Here is a 15,516-nt window from a genome sequence, read left to right as displayed (position 1 = left end):
GTCGAATTACTGGCCTTTATTTTCCAGATTCTCCACCTGCGGCACGCCTGAAGCGGCAGAGGAGGAAAGCAGGCCAGTTTTGGCATAGCCGAAAAGTTTCTCGCGGGTATCGGTGATATCCAGGTTGCGCATGGTCAGTTGACCGATACGATCGTCTGGCGAGAACACCGAGTCGCCTTTTTCCATCGTCAGACGCTCTGGCTTGTAGGTCAGATTCTCTGAGACGGTATTAAGGATGGAGTAATCGTTCCCGCGGCGTAGCTCCAGGGTAACTTCACCAGTGATCTGGCTGGCAACCCAGCGTTGCAGGGAGTCACGCAGCATCAGCGCCTGGGAATCAAACCAACGTCCCTGGTACAGCAAACGGCCCAACTGACGACCATGTGCGTGATACTGCTCAATGGTGTCTTCGTTGTGAATACCGGTCAGCAGACGTTCATAAGCGATATGTAGCAGCGCCATCCCCGGAGCTTCGTAAATACCACGGCTTTTCGCTTCGATGATACGGTTTTCGATCTGGTCGCTCATGCCCAGGCCATGACGACCGCCGATGCGGTTAGCTTCCAGCATCATTTCTACGTCATCGCTAAAGGTTTTACCGTTCAGCGCCACCGGATGACCTTGCTCAAAGCGTACTGTGACTTCTTCTGCCGGGATCTTCACGCTCTCATCCCAGAACTTCACGCCCATAATCGGGTTGACGATTTTGACGCTGGAGTTGAGGTATTCCAGATCCTTCGCTTCGTGTGTTGCACCAAGCATGTTAGAGTCCGTGGAGTAGGCTTTTTCGACAGACATTTTGTAGTCGAAACCGCAGGCAATCATAAATTCAGACATTTCATGACGGCCGCCCAGTTCATCAATAAAATCAGTATCAAGCCACGGTTTGTAAATCTGAAGTTCAGCATTGGTCAGCAGACCGTAACGATAGAAACGTTCGATATCGTTTCCTTTATAGGTACTGCCGTCTCCCCAGATATTCACGCCATCTTCTTTCATGGCCGCAACCAGCATTGTGCCAGTCACGGCGCGGCCCAGCGGCGTCGTGTTGAAATAGGTCAGGCCGCCGGTGGTGTTATGAAATGCGCCACACTGAATAGCGGCAATACCTTCGGCAACCAGTTGTTTGCGGCAGTCGATCAGACGTGCGTTCTCCGCGCCGTATTCCATGGCACGACGAGGGATCGCATCATAATCCTCTTCGTCTGGCTGGCCCAGGTTTGCAGTATATGCATAAGGAACCGCTCCCTTTTGTCGCATCCACAGCAGTGCGGCACTGGTGTCCAGACCGCCGGAAAAAGCGATACCAATACGTTGACCTACCGGGAGATGCTTGAGAATCGTCGTCATAAAATAACACCCTGCTTAATTAACTGATGAGGAGCCTGGATTTCCGCTCTCACTGAATTTTTATGCAAAATAAATGAGTTTTCATTTAATCATCTTTTATCGGTGACAGGAAGAGTTTAGTGTGTTTTTTGTAAAATAATGCGCTTAAGGAGGAGCAGTAGAGGGCAAAAGTATTCGACAAACGAAAGTGAACTGGATATTCATTCACGCGATTAGCAATAAATGTTGACAAAATGTGGCGTGGATCACTATAATGCCTGCAGATTTTACGTCCCGTCTCGGTACACCAAATCCCAGCAGTATTTGCATTTTTTACCCAAAACGAGTAGAATTTGCCACGTTTCAGGCGCGGGGTGGAGCAGCCTGGTAGCTCGTCGGGCTCATAACCCGAAGGTCGTCGGTTCAAATCCGGCCCCCGCAACCACTTTCCCTTAGAGTCCTTTTTCAAATATACTGTGAAGACTTCGGCCTTCGTAGTGGGATTTGAAAAAATCCTTCTGGAAAGTGCTCCAGACCGCAGTTGCGGTTATAGGGTTCAGTTATATAAAGCCCCGATTTATCGGGGTTTTTTGTTATCTGACTACAGAATAACTGGGCTTTAGGCCCTTTTTTTATGTCTTGGGGGTGGGCTTGTCCACATTAGAGCAAAAATTAACAGAGATGATTACTGCGCCAGTTGAGGCCCTGGGTTTTGAACTGGTTGGCATCGAGTTTATTCGCGGTCGCACATCCACACTGCGCATCTATATTGATAGTGAAGATGGCATCAATGTTGATGATTGTGCTGATGTGAGCCACCAGGTAAGTGCTGTGCTGGATGTCGAAGATCCCATCACCGTTGCTTATAACCTGGAAGTCTCCTCACCGGGTCTCGATCGCCCACTGTTCACGGCTGAACACTACGCCCGTTTCGTCGGAGAAGAGGTGACTCTGGTTCTCCGTATGGCGGTACAAAACCGTCGTAAATGGCAGGGCGTTATCAAAGCGGTAGACGGTGAAATGATCACAGTTACCGTCGAAGGTAAAGATGAAGTGTTCGCGCTGAGTAATATCCAGAAGGCGAACCTGGTTCCCCACTTTTAATAGTCTGGATGAGGTGAAAAGCCCGCGATGAACAAAGAAATTTTGGCTGTAGTTGAAGCCGTCTCCAATGAAAAGGCGCTGCCTCGCGAGAAAATTTTCGAAGCGTTGGAAAGCGCGCTGGCTACAGCAACCAAGAAAAAATACGAACAAGAGATCGACGTTCGCGTACAAATCGATCGCAAAAGCGGTGATTTTGACACCTTCCGTCGCTGGCTGGTAGTTGATGAAGTCACCCAGCCAACGAAAGAAATCACTCTTGAAGCTGCGCGCTTTGAAGATGAAAGCCTGAATCTGGGCGATTACGTTGAAGATCAGATTGAGTCTGTTACCTTTGACCGTATCACCACCCAGACGGCAAAACAGGTTATTGTGCAGAAAGTGCGTGAAGCCGAACGTGCGATGGTGGTTGATCAGTTCCGTGAACACGAAGGTGAAATCATCACCGGCGTGGTGAAAAAAGTAAACCGCGACAACATCTCTCTGGATCTGGGCAACAACGCTGAAGCCGTGATCCTGCGTGAAGATATGCTGCCGCGTGAAAACTTCCGCCCTGGCGACCGCGTTCGTGGTGTGCTCTATTCCGTTCGCCCGGAAGCGCGTGGCGCACAACTGTTCGTCACCCGTTCCAAGCCGGAAATGCTGATCGAACTGTTCCGCATTGAAGTGCCGGAAATCGGCGAAGAAGTGATTGAAATTAAAGCAGCGGCTCGCGACCCGGGTTCTCGTGCGAAAATCGCGGTGAAAACCAACGATAAACGTATCGATCCGGTAGGTGCTTGCGTAGGTATGCGTGGCGCGCGTGTTCAGGCGGTTTCTACTGAACTGGGCGGCGAACGTATCGATATCGTCCTGTGGGATGATAACCCGGCGCAGTTCGTGATTAACGCAATGGCACCGGCAGACGTTGCTTCTATCGTGGTGGATGAAGATAAACACACCATGGATATCGCCGTTGAAGCCGGTAATCTGGCGCAGGCGATTGGCCGTAACGGTCAGAACGTGCGTCTGGCTTCGCAGCTGAGCGGTTGGGAACTCAACGTGATGACCGTTGACGACCTGCAGGCTAAGCATCAGGCAGAAGCGCACGCAGCGATCGACACCTTTACTAAATATCTCGACATCGACGAAGACTTTGCGACTGTCCTGGTAGAAGAAGGCTTCTCGACGCTGGAAGAACTGGCCTATGTGCCGATGAAAGAGCTGTTGGAAATCGAAGGCCTTGATGAGCCGACCGTTGAAGCACTGCGCGAGCGTGCTAAAAATGCACTGGCCACCATTGCACAGGCCCAGGAAGAAAGCCTCGGTGATAACAAACCGGCTGACGATCTGCTGAACCTTGAAGGGATAGATCGTGATTTGGCATTCAAACTGGCCGCCCGTGGCGTTTGTACGCTGGAAGATCTCGCCGAACAGGGCATTGATGATCTGGCTGATATCGAAGGGTTGACCGACGAAAAAGCCGGAGCACTGATTATGGCTGCCCGTAATATTTGCTGGTTCGGTGACGAAGCGTAATAAACTGTAGCAGGAAGGAACAGCATGACAGATGTAACGATTAAAACGCTGGCCGCAGAGCGACAGACCTCCGTGGAACGCCTGGTACAGCAATTTGCTGATGCAGGTATCCGGAAGTCTGCTGACGACTCTGTGTCCGCACAAGAGAAACAGACTTTAATTGACCACCTGAATCAGAAAAATTCAGGCCCGGACAAATTAACGCTGCAACGTAAAACCCGCAGCACCCTTAACATTCCTGGTACCGGTGGAAAAAGCAAATCGGTACAAATCGAAGTCCGCAAGAAACGCACCTTTGTGAAACGCGATCCGCAAGAGGCTGAACGCCTTGCTGCGGAAGAGCAGGCGCAGCGTGAAGCGGAAGAGCAAGCCCGTCGTGAGGCAGAAGAATCGGCCAAACGCGAGGCGCAACAAAAAGCTGAACGTGAGGCCGCAGAACAAGCTAAGCGTGAAGCCGCTGAACAAGCGAAACGTGAAGCTGCGGAAAAAGACAAAGTGAGCAATCAACAAGACGATATGACTAAAAACGCCCAGGCTGAAAAAGCCCGCCGTGAGCAGGAAGCTGCAGAGCTCAAGCGTAAAGCTGAAGAAGAAGCGCGTCGTAAACTCGAAGAAGAAGCACGTCGCGTTGCTGAAGAAGCACGTCGTATGGCGGAAGAAAACAAATGGACTGATAACGCGGAACCGACTGAAGATTCCAGCGATTATCACGTTACTACTTCTCAACATGCTCGCCAGGCAGAAGACGAAAGCGATCGTGAAGTCGAAGGCGGCCGTGGCCGTGGTCGTAACGCGAAAGCAGCGCGTCCGAAGAAAGGCAACAAACACTCTGAATCAAAAGCTGATCGTGAAGAAGCACGCGCAGCAGTACGTGGCGGTAAAGGCGGGAAACGTAAAGGTTCTTCGCTGCAGCAAGGCTTCCAGAAGCCAGCTCAGGCCGTTAACCGTGACGTTGTGATTGGCGAAACCATCACCGTTGGCGAACTGGCGAACAAGATGGCGGTTAAAGGTTCTCAGGTCATCAAAGCGATGATGAAACTGGGCGCAATGGCAACCATCAACCAGGTTATCGATCAGGAAACCGCACAGCTGGTTGCTGAAGAGATGGGCCACAAAGTTATCCTGCGTCGTGAAAACGAGCTGGAAGAAGCGGTAATGAGCGACCGTGACACGGGTGCTGCGGCTGAACCGCGCGCGCCGGTTGTGACCATCATGGGTCACGTTGACCACGGTAAAACCTCTTTGCTGGACTACATTCGTTCAACGAAAGTGGCCTCTGGCGAAGCGGGCGGCATTACCCAGCACATTGGTGCATACCACGTTGAAACTGAAAACGGCATGATCACCTTCCTGGACACCCCGGGGCACGCCGCGTTTACTTCAATGCGTGCACGTGGTGCGCAGGCAACGGACATCGTAGTCCTGGTTGTTGCTGCCGACGACGGCGTAATGCCGCAGACCATCGAAGCAATTCAGCACGCGAAAGCGGCAGGCGTGCCGGTTGTGGTTGCAGTGAACAAGATCGACAAACCAGAAGCCGATCCAGATCGCGTTAAGAACGAACTCTCTCAGTACGGCATCCTGCCGGAAGAGTGGGGCGGTGAAAGCCAGTTCGTACACGTGTCTGCGAAAGCAGGTACCGGTATCGATGAACTGCTGGACGCTATCCTGTTGCAGGCAGAAGTTCTGGAACTGAAAGCGGTACGTAAAGGTATGGCGAGCGGTGCGGTTATCGAATCCTTCCTCGATAAAGGTCGTGGTCCGGTTGCTACTGTTCTGGTACGTGAAGGTACTCTGCACAAGGGCGACATCGTTCTGTGTGGTTTCGAATACGGTCGTGTTCGCGCAATGCGTAACGAAATGGGTCAGGAAGTGCTGGAAGCAGGTCCGTCCATTCCAGTTGAAATCCTTGGCTTGTCCGGTGTTCCGGCTGCGGGTGACGAAGTTACCGTAGTGCGTGACGAGAAGAAAGCTCGTGAAGTTGCACTGTATCGTCAGGGCAAATTCCGTGAAGTTAAACTGGCACGTCAGCAGAAATCGAAACTCGAGAACATGTTTGCCAACATGACTGAAGGCGAAGTTCACGAAGTGAACATCGTTCTGAAGGCAGACGTTCAGGGTTCCGTGGAAGCGATCTCCGACTCCTTGCTGAAACTGTCTACTGACGAAGTTAAAGTGAAGATCATCGGTTCTGGCGTAGGTGGTATCACCGAAACCGACGCTACCCTGGCTGCGGCGTCCAACGCCATCCTGGTTGGCTTCAACGTACGTGCTGATGCCTCTGCACGTAAAGTGATTGAAGCGGAAAGCCTGGATCTGCGTTACTACTCCGTCATCTATAACCTGATCGACGAAGTGAAAGCGGCGATGAGCGGTATGCTGTCTCCGGAACTGAAACAGCAGATTATCGGTCTGGCGGAAGTTCGTGATGTGTTCAAATCACCGAAATTTGGTGCCATCGCAGGTTGTATGGTTACTGAAGGTGTGGTTAAACGTCACAATCCGATCCGCGTTCTGCGCGACAACGTGGTTATCTACGAAGGCGAGCTGGAGTCCCTGCGCCGCTTCAAAGATGACGTTAACGAAGTCCGTAACGGTATGGAATGTGGTATCGGCGTTAAGAACTACAACGACGTCCGCACTGGCGATGTGATCGAAGTATTCGAAATCATCGAGATCCAACGTACCATCGCTTAAGGTTTTTAGGGTTCTATGCGGGATAAGGCGTTTACGCTGCATCCGGCATGGATTGCCTGATGCGACGCTGGCGCGTCTTATCAGGCCTACGTGAACAGCCCTTCCACCTGAAATTAATTTTAAAAAGGGGCTAACAGCCCCTTTTTTGTCAGGAGAATTTATTATGGCGAAAGAATTTGGTCGCCCGCAGCGCGTAGCGCAGGAAATGCAAAAAGAGATCGCTCTCATCCTGCAACGCGAAATTAAAGATCCTCGTCTGGGCATGATGACCACCGTTTCCGGTGTCGAAATGTCTCGCGACCTGGCGTATGCAAAAGTATATGTGACGTTCCTTAACGACAAAGATGAAGACGCGGTTAAAGCGGGCATCAAAGCGTTGCAGGAAGCCTCTGGTTTCATCCGCAGCCTGCTGGGGAAAGCGATGCGCCTGCGTATCGTGCCGGAACTGACCTTCTTCTACGACAACTCGCTGGTTGAAGGGATGCGTATGTCAAACCTGGTGACCAGCGTGGTCAAACATGACGAAGAACGTCGTGTTAACCCGGACGACAGCAAGGAGGACTAATGAGTCGTCCTCGTCGTCGCGGTCGCGACATTAACGGCGTTTTGTTGCTGGATAAACCGCAGGGTATGTCCAGCAACGATGCACTGCAAAAAGTGAAACGGATTTATAACGCTAATCGTGCCGGGCATACCGGTGCGCTGGACCCGCTGGCGACCGGCATGTTGCCGATTTGCCTCGGAGAAGCGACGAAGTTTTCCCAGTATCTGCTGGACTCCGACAAACGCTATCGGGTGATTGCGCGTCTTGGACAGCGTACTGATACTTCTGACGCTGACGGACAAATCGTTGAAGAACGTCCGGTAACCTTTAGTGCAGAGCAACTGGCGGCGGCACTGGATACTTTCCGTGGTGATATCGAACAGATCCCTTCGATGTATTCAGCACTGAAATACCAGGGCAAAAAACTGTACGAATATGCGCGTCAGGGAATTGAAGTCCCGCGTGAAGCACGCCCGATTACCGTTTATGAATTGCTGTTTATTCGCCACGAAGGCAATGAACTGGAGCTGGAAATTCACTGCTCAAAAGGCACCTATATCCGCACTATCATTGACGATCTCGGCGAAAAACTCGGCTGTGGCGCGCATGTTATTTACCTGCGTCGTCTGGCTGTAAGTAAATATCCGGTTGAACGGATGGTGACTCTGGAACATCTGCGTGAACGGGTTGAGCAAGCCGAGCAGCAGGATATTCCGGCAGCGGAGTTACTTGATCCATTACTGATGCCAATGGACAGTCCAGCTTCGGACTATCCGGTGGTGAATCTTCCGTTAACGTCTTCTGTTTACTTCAAAAATGGTAACCCGGTTCGTACATCCGGTGCGCCGCTGGAAGGACTGGTTCGCGTTACAGAAGGTGAGAATGGCAAGTTTATCGGTATGGGCGAAATTGACGATGAAGGCCGCGTTGCGCCTCGTCGCCTGGTGGTTGAATACCCGGCGTAATGTTAACCGTCTTGCGATAACAAGTCGCTACGAGTAGAATACTGCCGCTTAACGTCGCGTAAATTGTTTAACACTTTTCGTAACGTACACTGGGATCGCTGAATTAGAGATCGGCGTCCTTTCATTCTATATACTTTGGAGTTTTAAAATGTCTCTAAGTACTGAAGCAACAGCTAAAATCGTTTCTGAGTTTGGCCGTGACGCAAACGACACCGGTTCTACCGAAGTTCAGGTAGCACTGCTGACTGCACAGATCAACCACCTGCAGGGCCACTTTGCAGAGCACAAAAAAGATCACCACAGCCGTCGTGGTCTGCTGCGCATGGTTTCTCAGCGTCGTAAACTGCTCGACTACCTGAAACGTAAAGACGTAGCACGTTACACCCAGCTCATCGAGCGCCTGGGTCTGCGTCGCTAATTCTTGCGAGTTTCAGAAAAGGGGCCTGAGTGGCCCCTTTTTTCAAACTGACGGCAGCAATTCACTGGAAACTAATGTATTGTTGCTATGAATGATCTTCCGTTGCAGAGGTTCGCGCGGCTAATGAGAGGCTTTACCCACATTGGGCTGGGTTAGGGTTGTCATTAGTCGCGAGGATGCGCAGAAGATCGGGTATTAACACCAGTGCCGTAAGGTGCTGTCTAAGAAAGAGAAAGGATATTACATTGCTTAATCCGATCGTTCGTAAATTCCAGTACGGCCAACACACCGTGACTCTGGAAACCGGCATGATGGCTCGTCAGGCTACTGCCGCTGTTATGGTTAGCATGGATGACACCGCGGTATTCGTTACCGTTGTTGGTCAGAAAAAAGCCAAACCAGGTCAGGACTTCTTCCCGCTGACCGTTAACTATCAGGAGCGTACCTACGCTGCTGGTCGTATCCCAGGTAGCTTCTTCCGTCGTGAAGGCCGCCCAAGCGAAGGCGAAACCTTGATTGCGCGTCTGATTGACCGCCCGATTCGCCCGCTGTTCCCGGAAGGCTTCGTCAACGAAGTTCAGGTTATCGCCACCGTGGTTTCTGTTAACCCGCAGGTTAACCCGGATATCGTTGCGATGATTGGTGCTTCCGCAGCACTTTCTCTGTCTGGTATTCCGTTCAATGGTCCGATTGGTGCTGCCCGCGTAGGTTACATCAATGACCAGTACGTACTGAACCCGACTCAGGACGAACTGAAAGAGAGCAAACTGGATCTGGTTGTTGCCGGTACAGAAGCTGCCGTGCTGATGGTTGAATCTGAAGCTGAACTGCTGAGCGAAGACCAAATGCTGGGCGCAGTGGTGTTCGGTCATGAACAACAGCAGGTTGTTATTCAGAACATCAATGAACTGGTGAAAGAAGCCGGTAAACCGCGTTGGGATTGGCAGCCGGAGCCGGTAAACGAAGCGCTGAACGCGCGCGTTGCTGCGCTGGCTGAAGCTCGTCTGAGCGATGCTTATCGCATCACCGACAAACAAGAGCGTTATGCGCAGGTTGATGTCATCAAATCTGAAACCATCGCGACGCTGCTTGCTGAAGATGAAACCCTGGACGAAAACGAACTGGGTGAAATTCTGCACGCTATCGAGAAAAATGTTGTTCGTAGCCGCGTACTGGCAGGCGAACCGCGTATCGACGGTCGTGAAAAAGATATGATCCGTGGTCTGGATGTGCGTACTGGCGTGCTGCCGCGTACTCACGGTTCTGCGTTGTTCACCCGTGGTGAAACGCAGGCACTGGTTACCGCAACGCTGGGTACTGCACGTGACGCACAGGTTCTTGATGAACTGATGGGCGAACGTACTGACACCTTCCTGTTCCACTACAACTTCCCTCCGTATTCCGTAGGTGAAACTGGCATGGTCGGTTCTCCGAAGCGTCGTGAAATTGGTCACGGTCGTCTGGCGAAGCGCGGCGTGCTGGCAGTAATGCCGGATATGGACAAATTCCCGTACACCGTACGTGTAGTGTCTGAAATTACCGAATCCAACGGTTCTTCTTCTATGGCTTCCGTGTGCGGTGCGTCTCTGGCGCTGATGGACGCAGGTGTGCCAATCAAAGCTGCTGTTGCGGGTATCGCAATGGGGCTGGTGAAAGAAGGCGACAACTACGTTGTACTGTCTGACATTTTGGGCGACGAAGATCACCTGGGCGATATGGACTTCAAAGTTGCGGGTTCCCGCGACGGTATCTCTGCACTGCAGATGGATATCAAAATTGAAGGTATCACCAAAGAGATCATGCAGGTTGCGCTGAATCAAGCTAAAGGTGCGCGTCTGCATATCCTGGGCGTCATGGAGCAGGCGATCAACGCGCCGCGTGGTGATATCTCTGAGTTTGCACCGCGTATCCATACCATCAAGATCAATCCGGACAAGATCAAAGACGTTATCGGTAAAGGCGGTTCTGTTATCCGTGCCCTGACCGAAGAAACTGGCACCACCATCGAAATCGAAGATGACGGTACTGTGAAGATCGCAGCGACCGACGGCGAGAAAGCGAAAAACGCTATTCGTCGTATCGAAGAAATCACCGCAGAAATCGAAGTGGGCCGCGTCTACAATGGTAAAGTGACCCGTATCGTTGACTTTGGCGCGTTTGTTGCCATCGGCGGCGGTAAAGAAGGTCTGGTCCACATCTCTCAAATCGCCGACAAGCGTGTTGAGAAAGTGACCGACTACCTGCAGATGGGTCAGGAAGTTCCGGTGAAAGTTCTGGAAGTTGATCGCCAGGGCCGTATCCGTCTGAGCATTAAAGAAGCGACTGAGCAGTCTCAACCTGCTGCAGCACCGGAAGCTCCGGCTGCAGAACAGGGCGAGTAAGGTTGCCATTTGCCCTCCGCTGCGGCGGGGGGCTTTTAACCGGGCAGGACGCCTTGTTAGCAACCGGGAACAGGACGTTCATTCAACCGTGGTCTTCGGGAGTGGGAAATGAAGCCTTTTTTGCGCTGGTGTTTCGTTGCGACAGCACTTACGCTTGCAGGATGCAGTAATACTTCCTGGCGTAAAAGTGAAGTCCTCGCGGTACCATTGCAACCGACTTTACAGCAGGAAGTGATTCTGGCACGTATGGAACAAATCCTTGCCAGTCGGGCTTTAACCGATGACGAACGCGCACAGCTTTTATATGAGCGCGGAGTGTTGTATGATAGTCTCGGTCTGAGGGCATTAGCGCGTAACGATTTTTCGCAAGCGCTGGCAATCCGACCGGATATGCCGGAAGTATTCAATTACTTAGGCATATATTTAACGCAGGCAGGCAATTTTGATGCTGCCTATGAAGCGTTTGATTCTGTACTTGAGCTTGATCCAACTTACAACTACGCGCACTTGAATCGCGGGATCGCATTATATTACGGCGGTCGTGACAAGTTAGCGCAAGATGATCTGCTGGCGTTTTATCAAGACGATCCCAATGATCCTTTCCGTAGTCTGTGGCTTTATCTCGCCGAGCAGAAGCTCGATGAGAAGCAGGCTAAAGAAGTGTTAAAACAGCACTTCGAAAAATCGGATAAGGAACAGTGGGGATGGAACATTGTCGAGTTCTACCTGGGCAACATTAGCGAACAAACGTTAATGGAAAGGCTCAAGGCGGACGCAACGGATAACACCTCGCTCGCTGAGCATCTCAGTGAAACCAACTTCTATTTAGGTAAGTACTACCTAAGTCTGGGGGATTTGGACAGCGCCACGGCACTGTTCAAACTGGCGGTTGCCAACAACGTTCATAACTTTGTTGAGCACCGATACGCATTGTTGGAATTATCGCTCCTGGGCCAGGACCAAGATGACCTGGCAGAATCGGACCAGCAATAGCTGACGTACACATCAGCCCGTAATCTTTTTTGATTGCCATCACCTTAACGGGTGAGGGCGTTGTTGTTCGTTAATACACCTACTTTGAGCCGGTTCACACTTTTCAATGAAAATTGCTGATCAATTTCATGATGAGTTATGTAGACTGGCCGCCATTAATTTTGAGGCACACGTACTACATGGCTGAATTCGAAACCACTTTTGCAGATCTGGGCCTGAAGGCTCCTATCCTTGAAGCCCTTAACGATCTGGGTTACGAAAAACCATCTCCAATTCAGGCAGAGTGTATTCCACATCTGCTGAATGGCCGCGACGTTCTGGGTATGGCCCAGACGGGGAGCGGAAAAACGGCAGCATTCTCTTTACCTCTGCTGCAAAATCTTGATCCTGAGCTGAAAGCACCACAGATTCTGGTGCTGGCACCGACCCGCGAACTGGCGGTACAGGTTGCTGAGGCAATGACGGATTTCTCTAAACACATGCGCGGCGTAAACGTGGTTGCCCTGTACGGCGGCCAGCGTTATGACGTGCAATTACGCGCCCTGCGTCAGGGGCCGCAGATCGTTGTCGGTACTCCAGGCCGTCTGCTGGACCACCTGAAACGTGGCACTCTGGACCTCTCTAAACTGAGCGGTCTGGTTCTGGATGAAGCTGACGAAATGCTGCGCATGGGCTTCATCGAAGACGTTGAAACCATTATGGCGCAGATCCCGGAAGGTCATCAGACCGCTCTGTTCTCTGCAACTATGCCGGAAGCGATTCGTCGCATTACCCGCCGCTTTATGAAAGAGCCGCAGGAAGTACGCATTCAGTCCAGCGTGACTACCCGTCCTGACATCAGCCAGAGCTACTGGACTGTGTGGGGGATGCGTAAAAACGAAGCGCTGGTACGTTTCCTGGAAGCGGAAGATTTTGATGCGGCGATTATCTTCGTTCGTACTAAAAACGCGACTTTGGAAGTGGCAGAAGCTCTTGAGCGTAACGGCTACAACAGCGCTGCACTGAACGGTGACATGAACCAGGCGCTGCGTGAGCAGACTCTGGAACGCCTGAAAGATGGTCGTCTGGATATCCTGATTGCGACCGACGTTGCGGCCCGTGGCCTGGACGTTGAGCGTATCAGCCTGGTAGTTAACTACGATATCCCGATGGATTCCGAGTCTTACGTTCACCGTATTGGTCGTACCGGCCGTGCGGGGCGTGCTGGTCGTGCGCTGCTGTTCGTTGAGAACCGCGAGCGTCGTCTGCTGCGCAACATTGAACGCACTATGAAGCTGACCATTCCGGAAGTAGAACTGCCGAACGCAGAACTGCTGGGCAAACGCCGTCTGGAAAAATTCGCCGCTAAAGTACAGCAGCAGCTGGAAAGCAGCGATCTGGATCAATACCGTGCACTGCTGAGCAAAATTCAGCCGACGGCGGAAGGTGAAGAGCTGGATCTCGAAACTCTGGCAGCCGCACTGCTGAAAATGGCACAGGGTGAACGTACTCTGATTGTTCCGCCAGATGCGCCGATGCGCCCGAAACGTGAATTCCGCGACCGTGACGACCGTGGTCCGCGCGATCGTAACGACCGTGGCCCACGTGGCGACCGTGAAGATCGTCCGCGTCGTGAACGTCGTGATGTTGGCGATATGCAGCTGTACCGTATTGAAGTGGGCCGCGATGATGGTGTTGAAGTTCGTCATATCGTTGGCGCGATTGCTAACGAAGGTGACATCAGCAGCCGTTACATCGGTAACATCAAGCTGTTTGCTTCTCACTCCACCATCGAACTGCCGAAAGGTATGCCGGGTGAAGTGCTGCAACACTTTACGCGTACTCGCATTCTCAACAAGCCGATGAACATGCAGTTGCTGGGCGATGCACAGCCGCATACTGGTGGTGAGCGTCGTGGTGGTGGTCGTGGTTTCGGTGGCGAACGTCGTGAAGGCGGTCGTAACTTCAGCGGTGAGCGCCGTGAAGGTGGTCGTGGTGATGGTCGTCGTTTTAGCGGCGAACGTCGTGAAGGCCGCGCACCGCGTCGTGATGACTCTACTGGTCGTCGTCGTTTCGGTGGTGATGCGTAATCAACGCTGAACAGCGAACACAATCTGTAAAATAATATATACAGCCCCGATTTTAACCATCGGGGCTTTTTTTCTGTCTTTTGTACTCGTGTACTGGTACAGTGCAATGCATAACAACGCAGTCGCACTATTTTTCACTGGAGAGAAGCCCTCATGGCAACACTAACCACCACCCAAACGTCACCGTCGCTGCTTGGCGGCGTGGTGATTATCGGCGGCACCATTATTGGCGCAGGGATGTTTTCTCTGCCAGTGGTCATGTCCGGTGCGTGGTTCTTCTGGTCAATGGCGGCGCTGATCTTTACCTGGTTTTGTATGCTGCATTCCGGCTTGATGATTCTGGAAGCTAACCTGAATTATCGAATTGGCTCGAGCTTTGACACCATCACCAAAGACTTGCTGGGCAAAGGCTGGAACGTGGTCAACGGCATTTCCATTGCCTTTGTGCTCTATATCCTGACCTATGCCTATATTTCTGCCAGCGGTTCGATTCTGCATCACACCTTCGCGGAGATGTCGCTGAATGTTCCGGCACGAGCTGCAGGTTTTGGTTTTGCGCTACTGGTGGCGTTTGTGGTGTGGTTGAGCACCAAAGCCGTCAGCCGGATGACGGCGATTGTGCTTGGGGCGAAAGTTATTACCTTCTTCCTCACTTTCGGCAGTTTGCTGGGGCATGTGCAGCCTGCGACATTGTTTAACGTCGCGGAAAGCAATGCGTCTTATGCACCGTATCTGTTGATGACCCTACCGTTCTGTCTGGCCTCATTTGGTTATCACGGTAACGTGCCGAGCCTGATGAAGTATTACGGCAAAGATCCGAAAACTATCGTGAAATGCCTGGTCTACGGTACGCTGATGGCGCTGGCGCTGTATACCATCTGGTTGCTGGCGACGATGGGCAACATCCCTCGTCCGGAGTTTATCGGAATCGCCGAGAAGGGCGGTAATATTGATGTGCTGGTACAGGCATTAAGCGGTGTATTGAACAGCCGTAGCCTGGACCTTCTGCTGGTCGTGTTCTCAAACTTTGCAGTGGCGAGTTCGTTCCTCGGCGTAACGCTGGGTTTGTTTGACTATCTGGCAGATCTGTTTGGTTTTGACGACTCTGCCCTGGGCCGCTTGAAAACGGCACTGTTGACCTTTGCACCGCCTGTCGTGGGTGGCCTGCTGTTCCCGAACGGATTCCTGTACGCCATTGGTTATGCTGGCTTAGCGGCTACCATCTGGGCTGCAATTGTTCCGGCGCTGTTGGCCCGCGCATCGCGTAAACGCTTTGGCAGCCCGAAATTCCGTGTCTGGGGCGGCAAGCCGATGATTGCACTGATTCTGGTGTTTGGTGTTGGCAACGCACTGGTGCATATTTTATCGAGCTTTAATTTGCTGCCGGTGTATCAGTAATCAGCGGTGCCTTATCCGACATTTCTGCTGCCTACACAATGCCTGATGTGCTTCGCTTATCAGGCCTACGTAGGACAGCGTTGCCAGCTCGGATAAGGCTTCC

Annotated in this window: 12 protein-coding genes and 1 tRNA gene; 12 read left to right on the top strand and 1 reads right to left on the bottom strand. The window is 52.0% G+C overall.

The genetic code is table 11. The annotated features are described in order from the left end of the window. Positions 1-6 precede the first annotated feature (6 nt). On the bottom strand, positions 7-1,350 hold the full coding sequence (gene argG / locus BGE37_RS02170) for an argininosuccinate synthase (RefSeq protein WP_000207680.1): 1,344 nt from the start codon (positions 1,348-1,350) through the stop codon (positions 7-9). A gap of 347 nt (positions 1,351-1,697) precedes the next feature. Here argG and BGE37_RS02165 point away from each other — a divergent pair. The 12 genes from BGE37_RS02165 (at position 1,698) to mtr (ending at position 15,413) form a co-directional block, all read left to right on the top strand. Beyond that, positions 1,698-1,774: transfer RNA gene (locus BGE37_RS02165), tRNA-Met, on the top strand. A gap of 206 nt (positions 1,775-1,980) precedes the next feature. After that, the gene (gene rimP, locus BGE37_RS02160; RefSeq protein ID WP_001300397.1) at positions 1,981-2,433 is read left to right on the top strand and encodes a ribosome maturation factor RimP; all 453 of its coding nucleotides are present in this window, start codon (positions 1,981-1,983) and stop codon (positions 2,431-2,433) included. 27 nt (positions 2,434-2,460) lie between these two features. After that, complete coding sequence (nusA, locus tag BGE37_RS02155; RefSeq protein ID WP_001031046.1) at positions 2,461-3,948, top strand: transcription termination factor NusA; 1,488 nt, start codon at positions 2,461-2,463, stop codon at positions 3,946-3,948. Positions 3,949-3,972: 24 nt separating this feature from the next. Continuing rightward, positions 3,973-6,645 carry a translation initiation factor IF-2 gene (gene infB, locus BGE37_RS02150; RefSeq protein WP_000133052.1) on the top strand — a complete coding sequence of 891 codons (2,673 nt, stop codon included), beginning with the start codon at positions 3,973-3,975 and terminating at the stop codon, positions 6,643-6,645. 163 nt (positions 6,646-6,808) lie between these two features. Further along, the gene (gene rbfA, locus BGE37_RS02145; protein WP_001040205.1) at positions 6,809-7,210 is read left to right on the top strand and encodes a 30S ribosome-binding factor RbfA; all 402 of its coding nucleotides are present in this window, start codon (positions 6,809-6,811) and stop codon (positions 7,208-7,210) included. After that, positions 7,210-8,154 carry a tRNA pseudouridine(55) synthase TruB gene (truB, locus tag BGE37_RS02140; protein ID WP_046081278.1) on the top strand — a complete coding sequence of 315 codons (945 nt, stop codon included), beginning with the start codon at positions 7,210-7,212 and terminating at the stop codon, positions 8,152-8,154. The genes rbfA and truB overlap by 1 nt, the downstream gene beginning before the upstream one ends. A gap of 148 nt (positions 8,155-8,302) precedes the next feature. Beyond that, a complete protein-coding gene (gene rpsO / locus BGE37_RS02135) occupies positions 8,303-8,572 on the top strand; it encodes a 30S ribosomal protein S15 (protein WP_000059466.1) in 270 nt (89 codons plus the stop codon). 245 nt (positions 8,573-8,817) lie between these two features. Further along, on the top strand, positions 8,818-10,953 hold the full coding sequence (pnp, locus tag BGE37_RS02130) for a polyribonucleotide nucleotidyltransferase (protein ID WP_001296445.1): 2,136 nt from the start codon (positions 8,818-8,820) through the stop codon (positions 10,951-10,953). A 108-nt stretch (positions 10,954-11,061) separates the two neighbouring features. Continuing rightward, positions 11,062-11,946 carry a lipoprotein NlpI gene (gene nlpI / locus BGE37_RS02125; protein WP_000802080.1) on the top strand — a complete coding sequence of 295 codons (885 nt, stop codon included), beginning with the start codon at positions 11,062-11,064 and terminating at the stop codon, positions 11,944-11,946. Positions 11,947-12,052: 106 nt separating this feature from the next. Beyond that, positions 12,053-12,133: a protein YrbN gene (gene yrbN / locus BGE37_RS02120; protein WP_010723222.1), complete on the top strand. Its 81-nt coding sequence runs from the start codon at positions 12,053-12,055 to the stop codon at positions 12,131-12,133. Beyond that, positions 12,126-14,015, top strand: a complete 1,890-nt coding sequence (gene deaD / locus BGE37_RS02115; RefSeq protein WP_001295553.1) for an ATP-dependent RNA helicase DeaD — start codon at positions 12,126-12,128, stop codon at positions 14,013-14,015. The genes yrbN and deaD overlap by 8 nt, the downstream gene beginning before the upstream one ends. Positions 14,016-14,168: 153 nt before the next feature. Further along, a complete protein-coding gene (mtr, locus tag BGE37_RS02110; protein WP_001603847.1) occupies positions 14,169-15,413 on the top strand; it encodes a tryptophan permease in 1,245 nt (414 codons plus the stop codon). The last annotated feature ends 103 nt before the right edge of the window (positions 15,414-15,516 follow it).

Origin of the sequence: Escherichia sp. MOD1-EC6300, assembly GCF_002965045.1 — a bacterium.
GTDB classification, from domain to species: domain Bacteria; phylum Pseudomonadota; class Gammaproteobacteria; order Enterobacterales; family Enterobacteriaceae; genus Escherichia; species Escherichia coli_F.
The sequence above is the reverse complement of the archived record's forward strand: the minus strand, read 5'-3'. Positions and strand labels throughout refer to the sequence as shown.

Excerpts from the sequence above, each read along its gene's own strand:
- argG (WP_000207680.1), bottom strand. The coding sequence starts at position 1,350 with ATGACGACGATTCTCAAGCATCTCCCGGTAGGTCAACGTATTGGTATC.
- nusA (WP_001031046.1), top strand. The coding sequence starts at position 2,461 with ATGAACAAAGAAATTTTGGCTGTAGTTGAAGCCGTCTCCAATGAAAAG.
- infB (WP_000133052.1), top strand. The coding sequence starts at position 3,973 with ATGACAGATGTAACGATTAAAACGCTGGCCGCAGAGCGACAGACCTCC.
- rbfA (WP_001040205.1), top strand. The coding sequence starts at position 6,809 with ATGGCGAAAGAATTTGGTCGCCCGCAGCGCGTAGCGCAGGAAATGCAA.
- truB (WP_046081278.1), top strand. The coding sequence starts at position 7,210 with ATGAGTCGTCCTCGTCGTCGCGGTCGCGACATTAACGGCGTTTTGTTG.
- rpsO (WP_000059466.1), top strand. The coding sequence starts at position 8,303 with ATGTCTCTAAGTACTGAAGCAACAGCTAAAATCGTTTCTGAGTTTGGC.
- nlpI (WP_000802080.1), top strand. The coding sequence starts at position 11,062 with ATGAAGCCTTTTTTGCGCTGGTGTTTCGTTGCGACAGCACTTACGCTT.
- yrbN (WP_010723222.1), top strand. The coding sequence starts at position 12,053 with ATGAAAATTGCTGATCAATTTCATGATGAGTTATGTAGACTGGCCGCC.
- deaD (WP_001295553.1), top strand. The coding sequence starts at position 12,126 with ATGGCTGAATTCGAAACCACTTTTGCAGATCTGGGCCTGAAGGCTCCT.
- mtr (WP_001603847.1), top strand. The coding sequence starts at position 14,169 with ATGGCAACACTAACCACCACCCAAACGTCACCGTCGCTGCTTGGCGGC.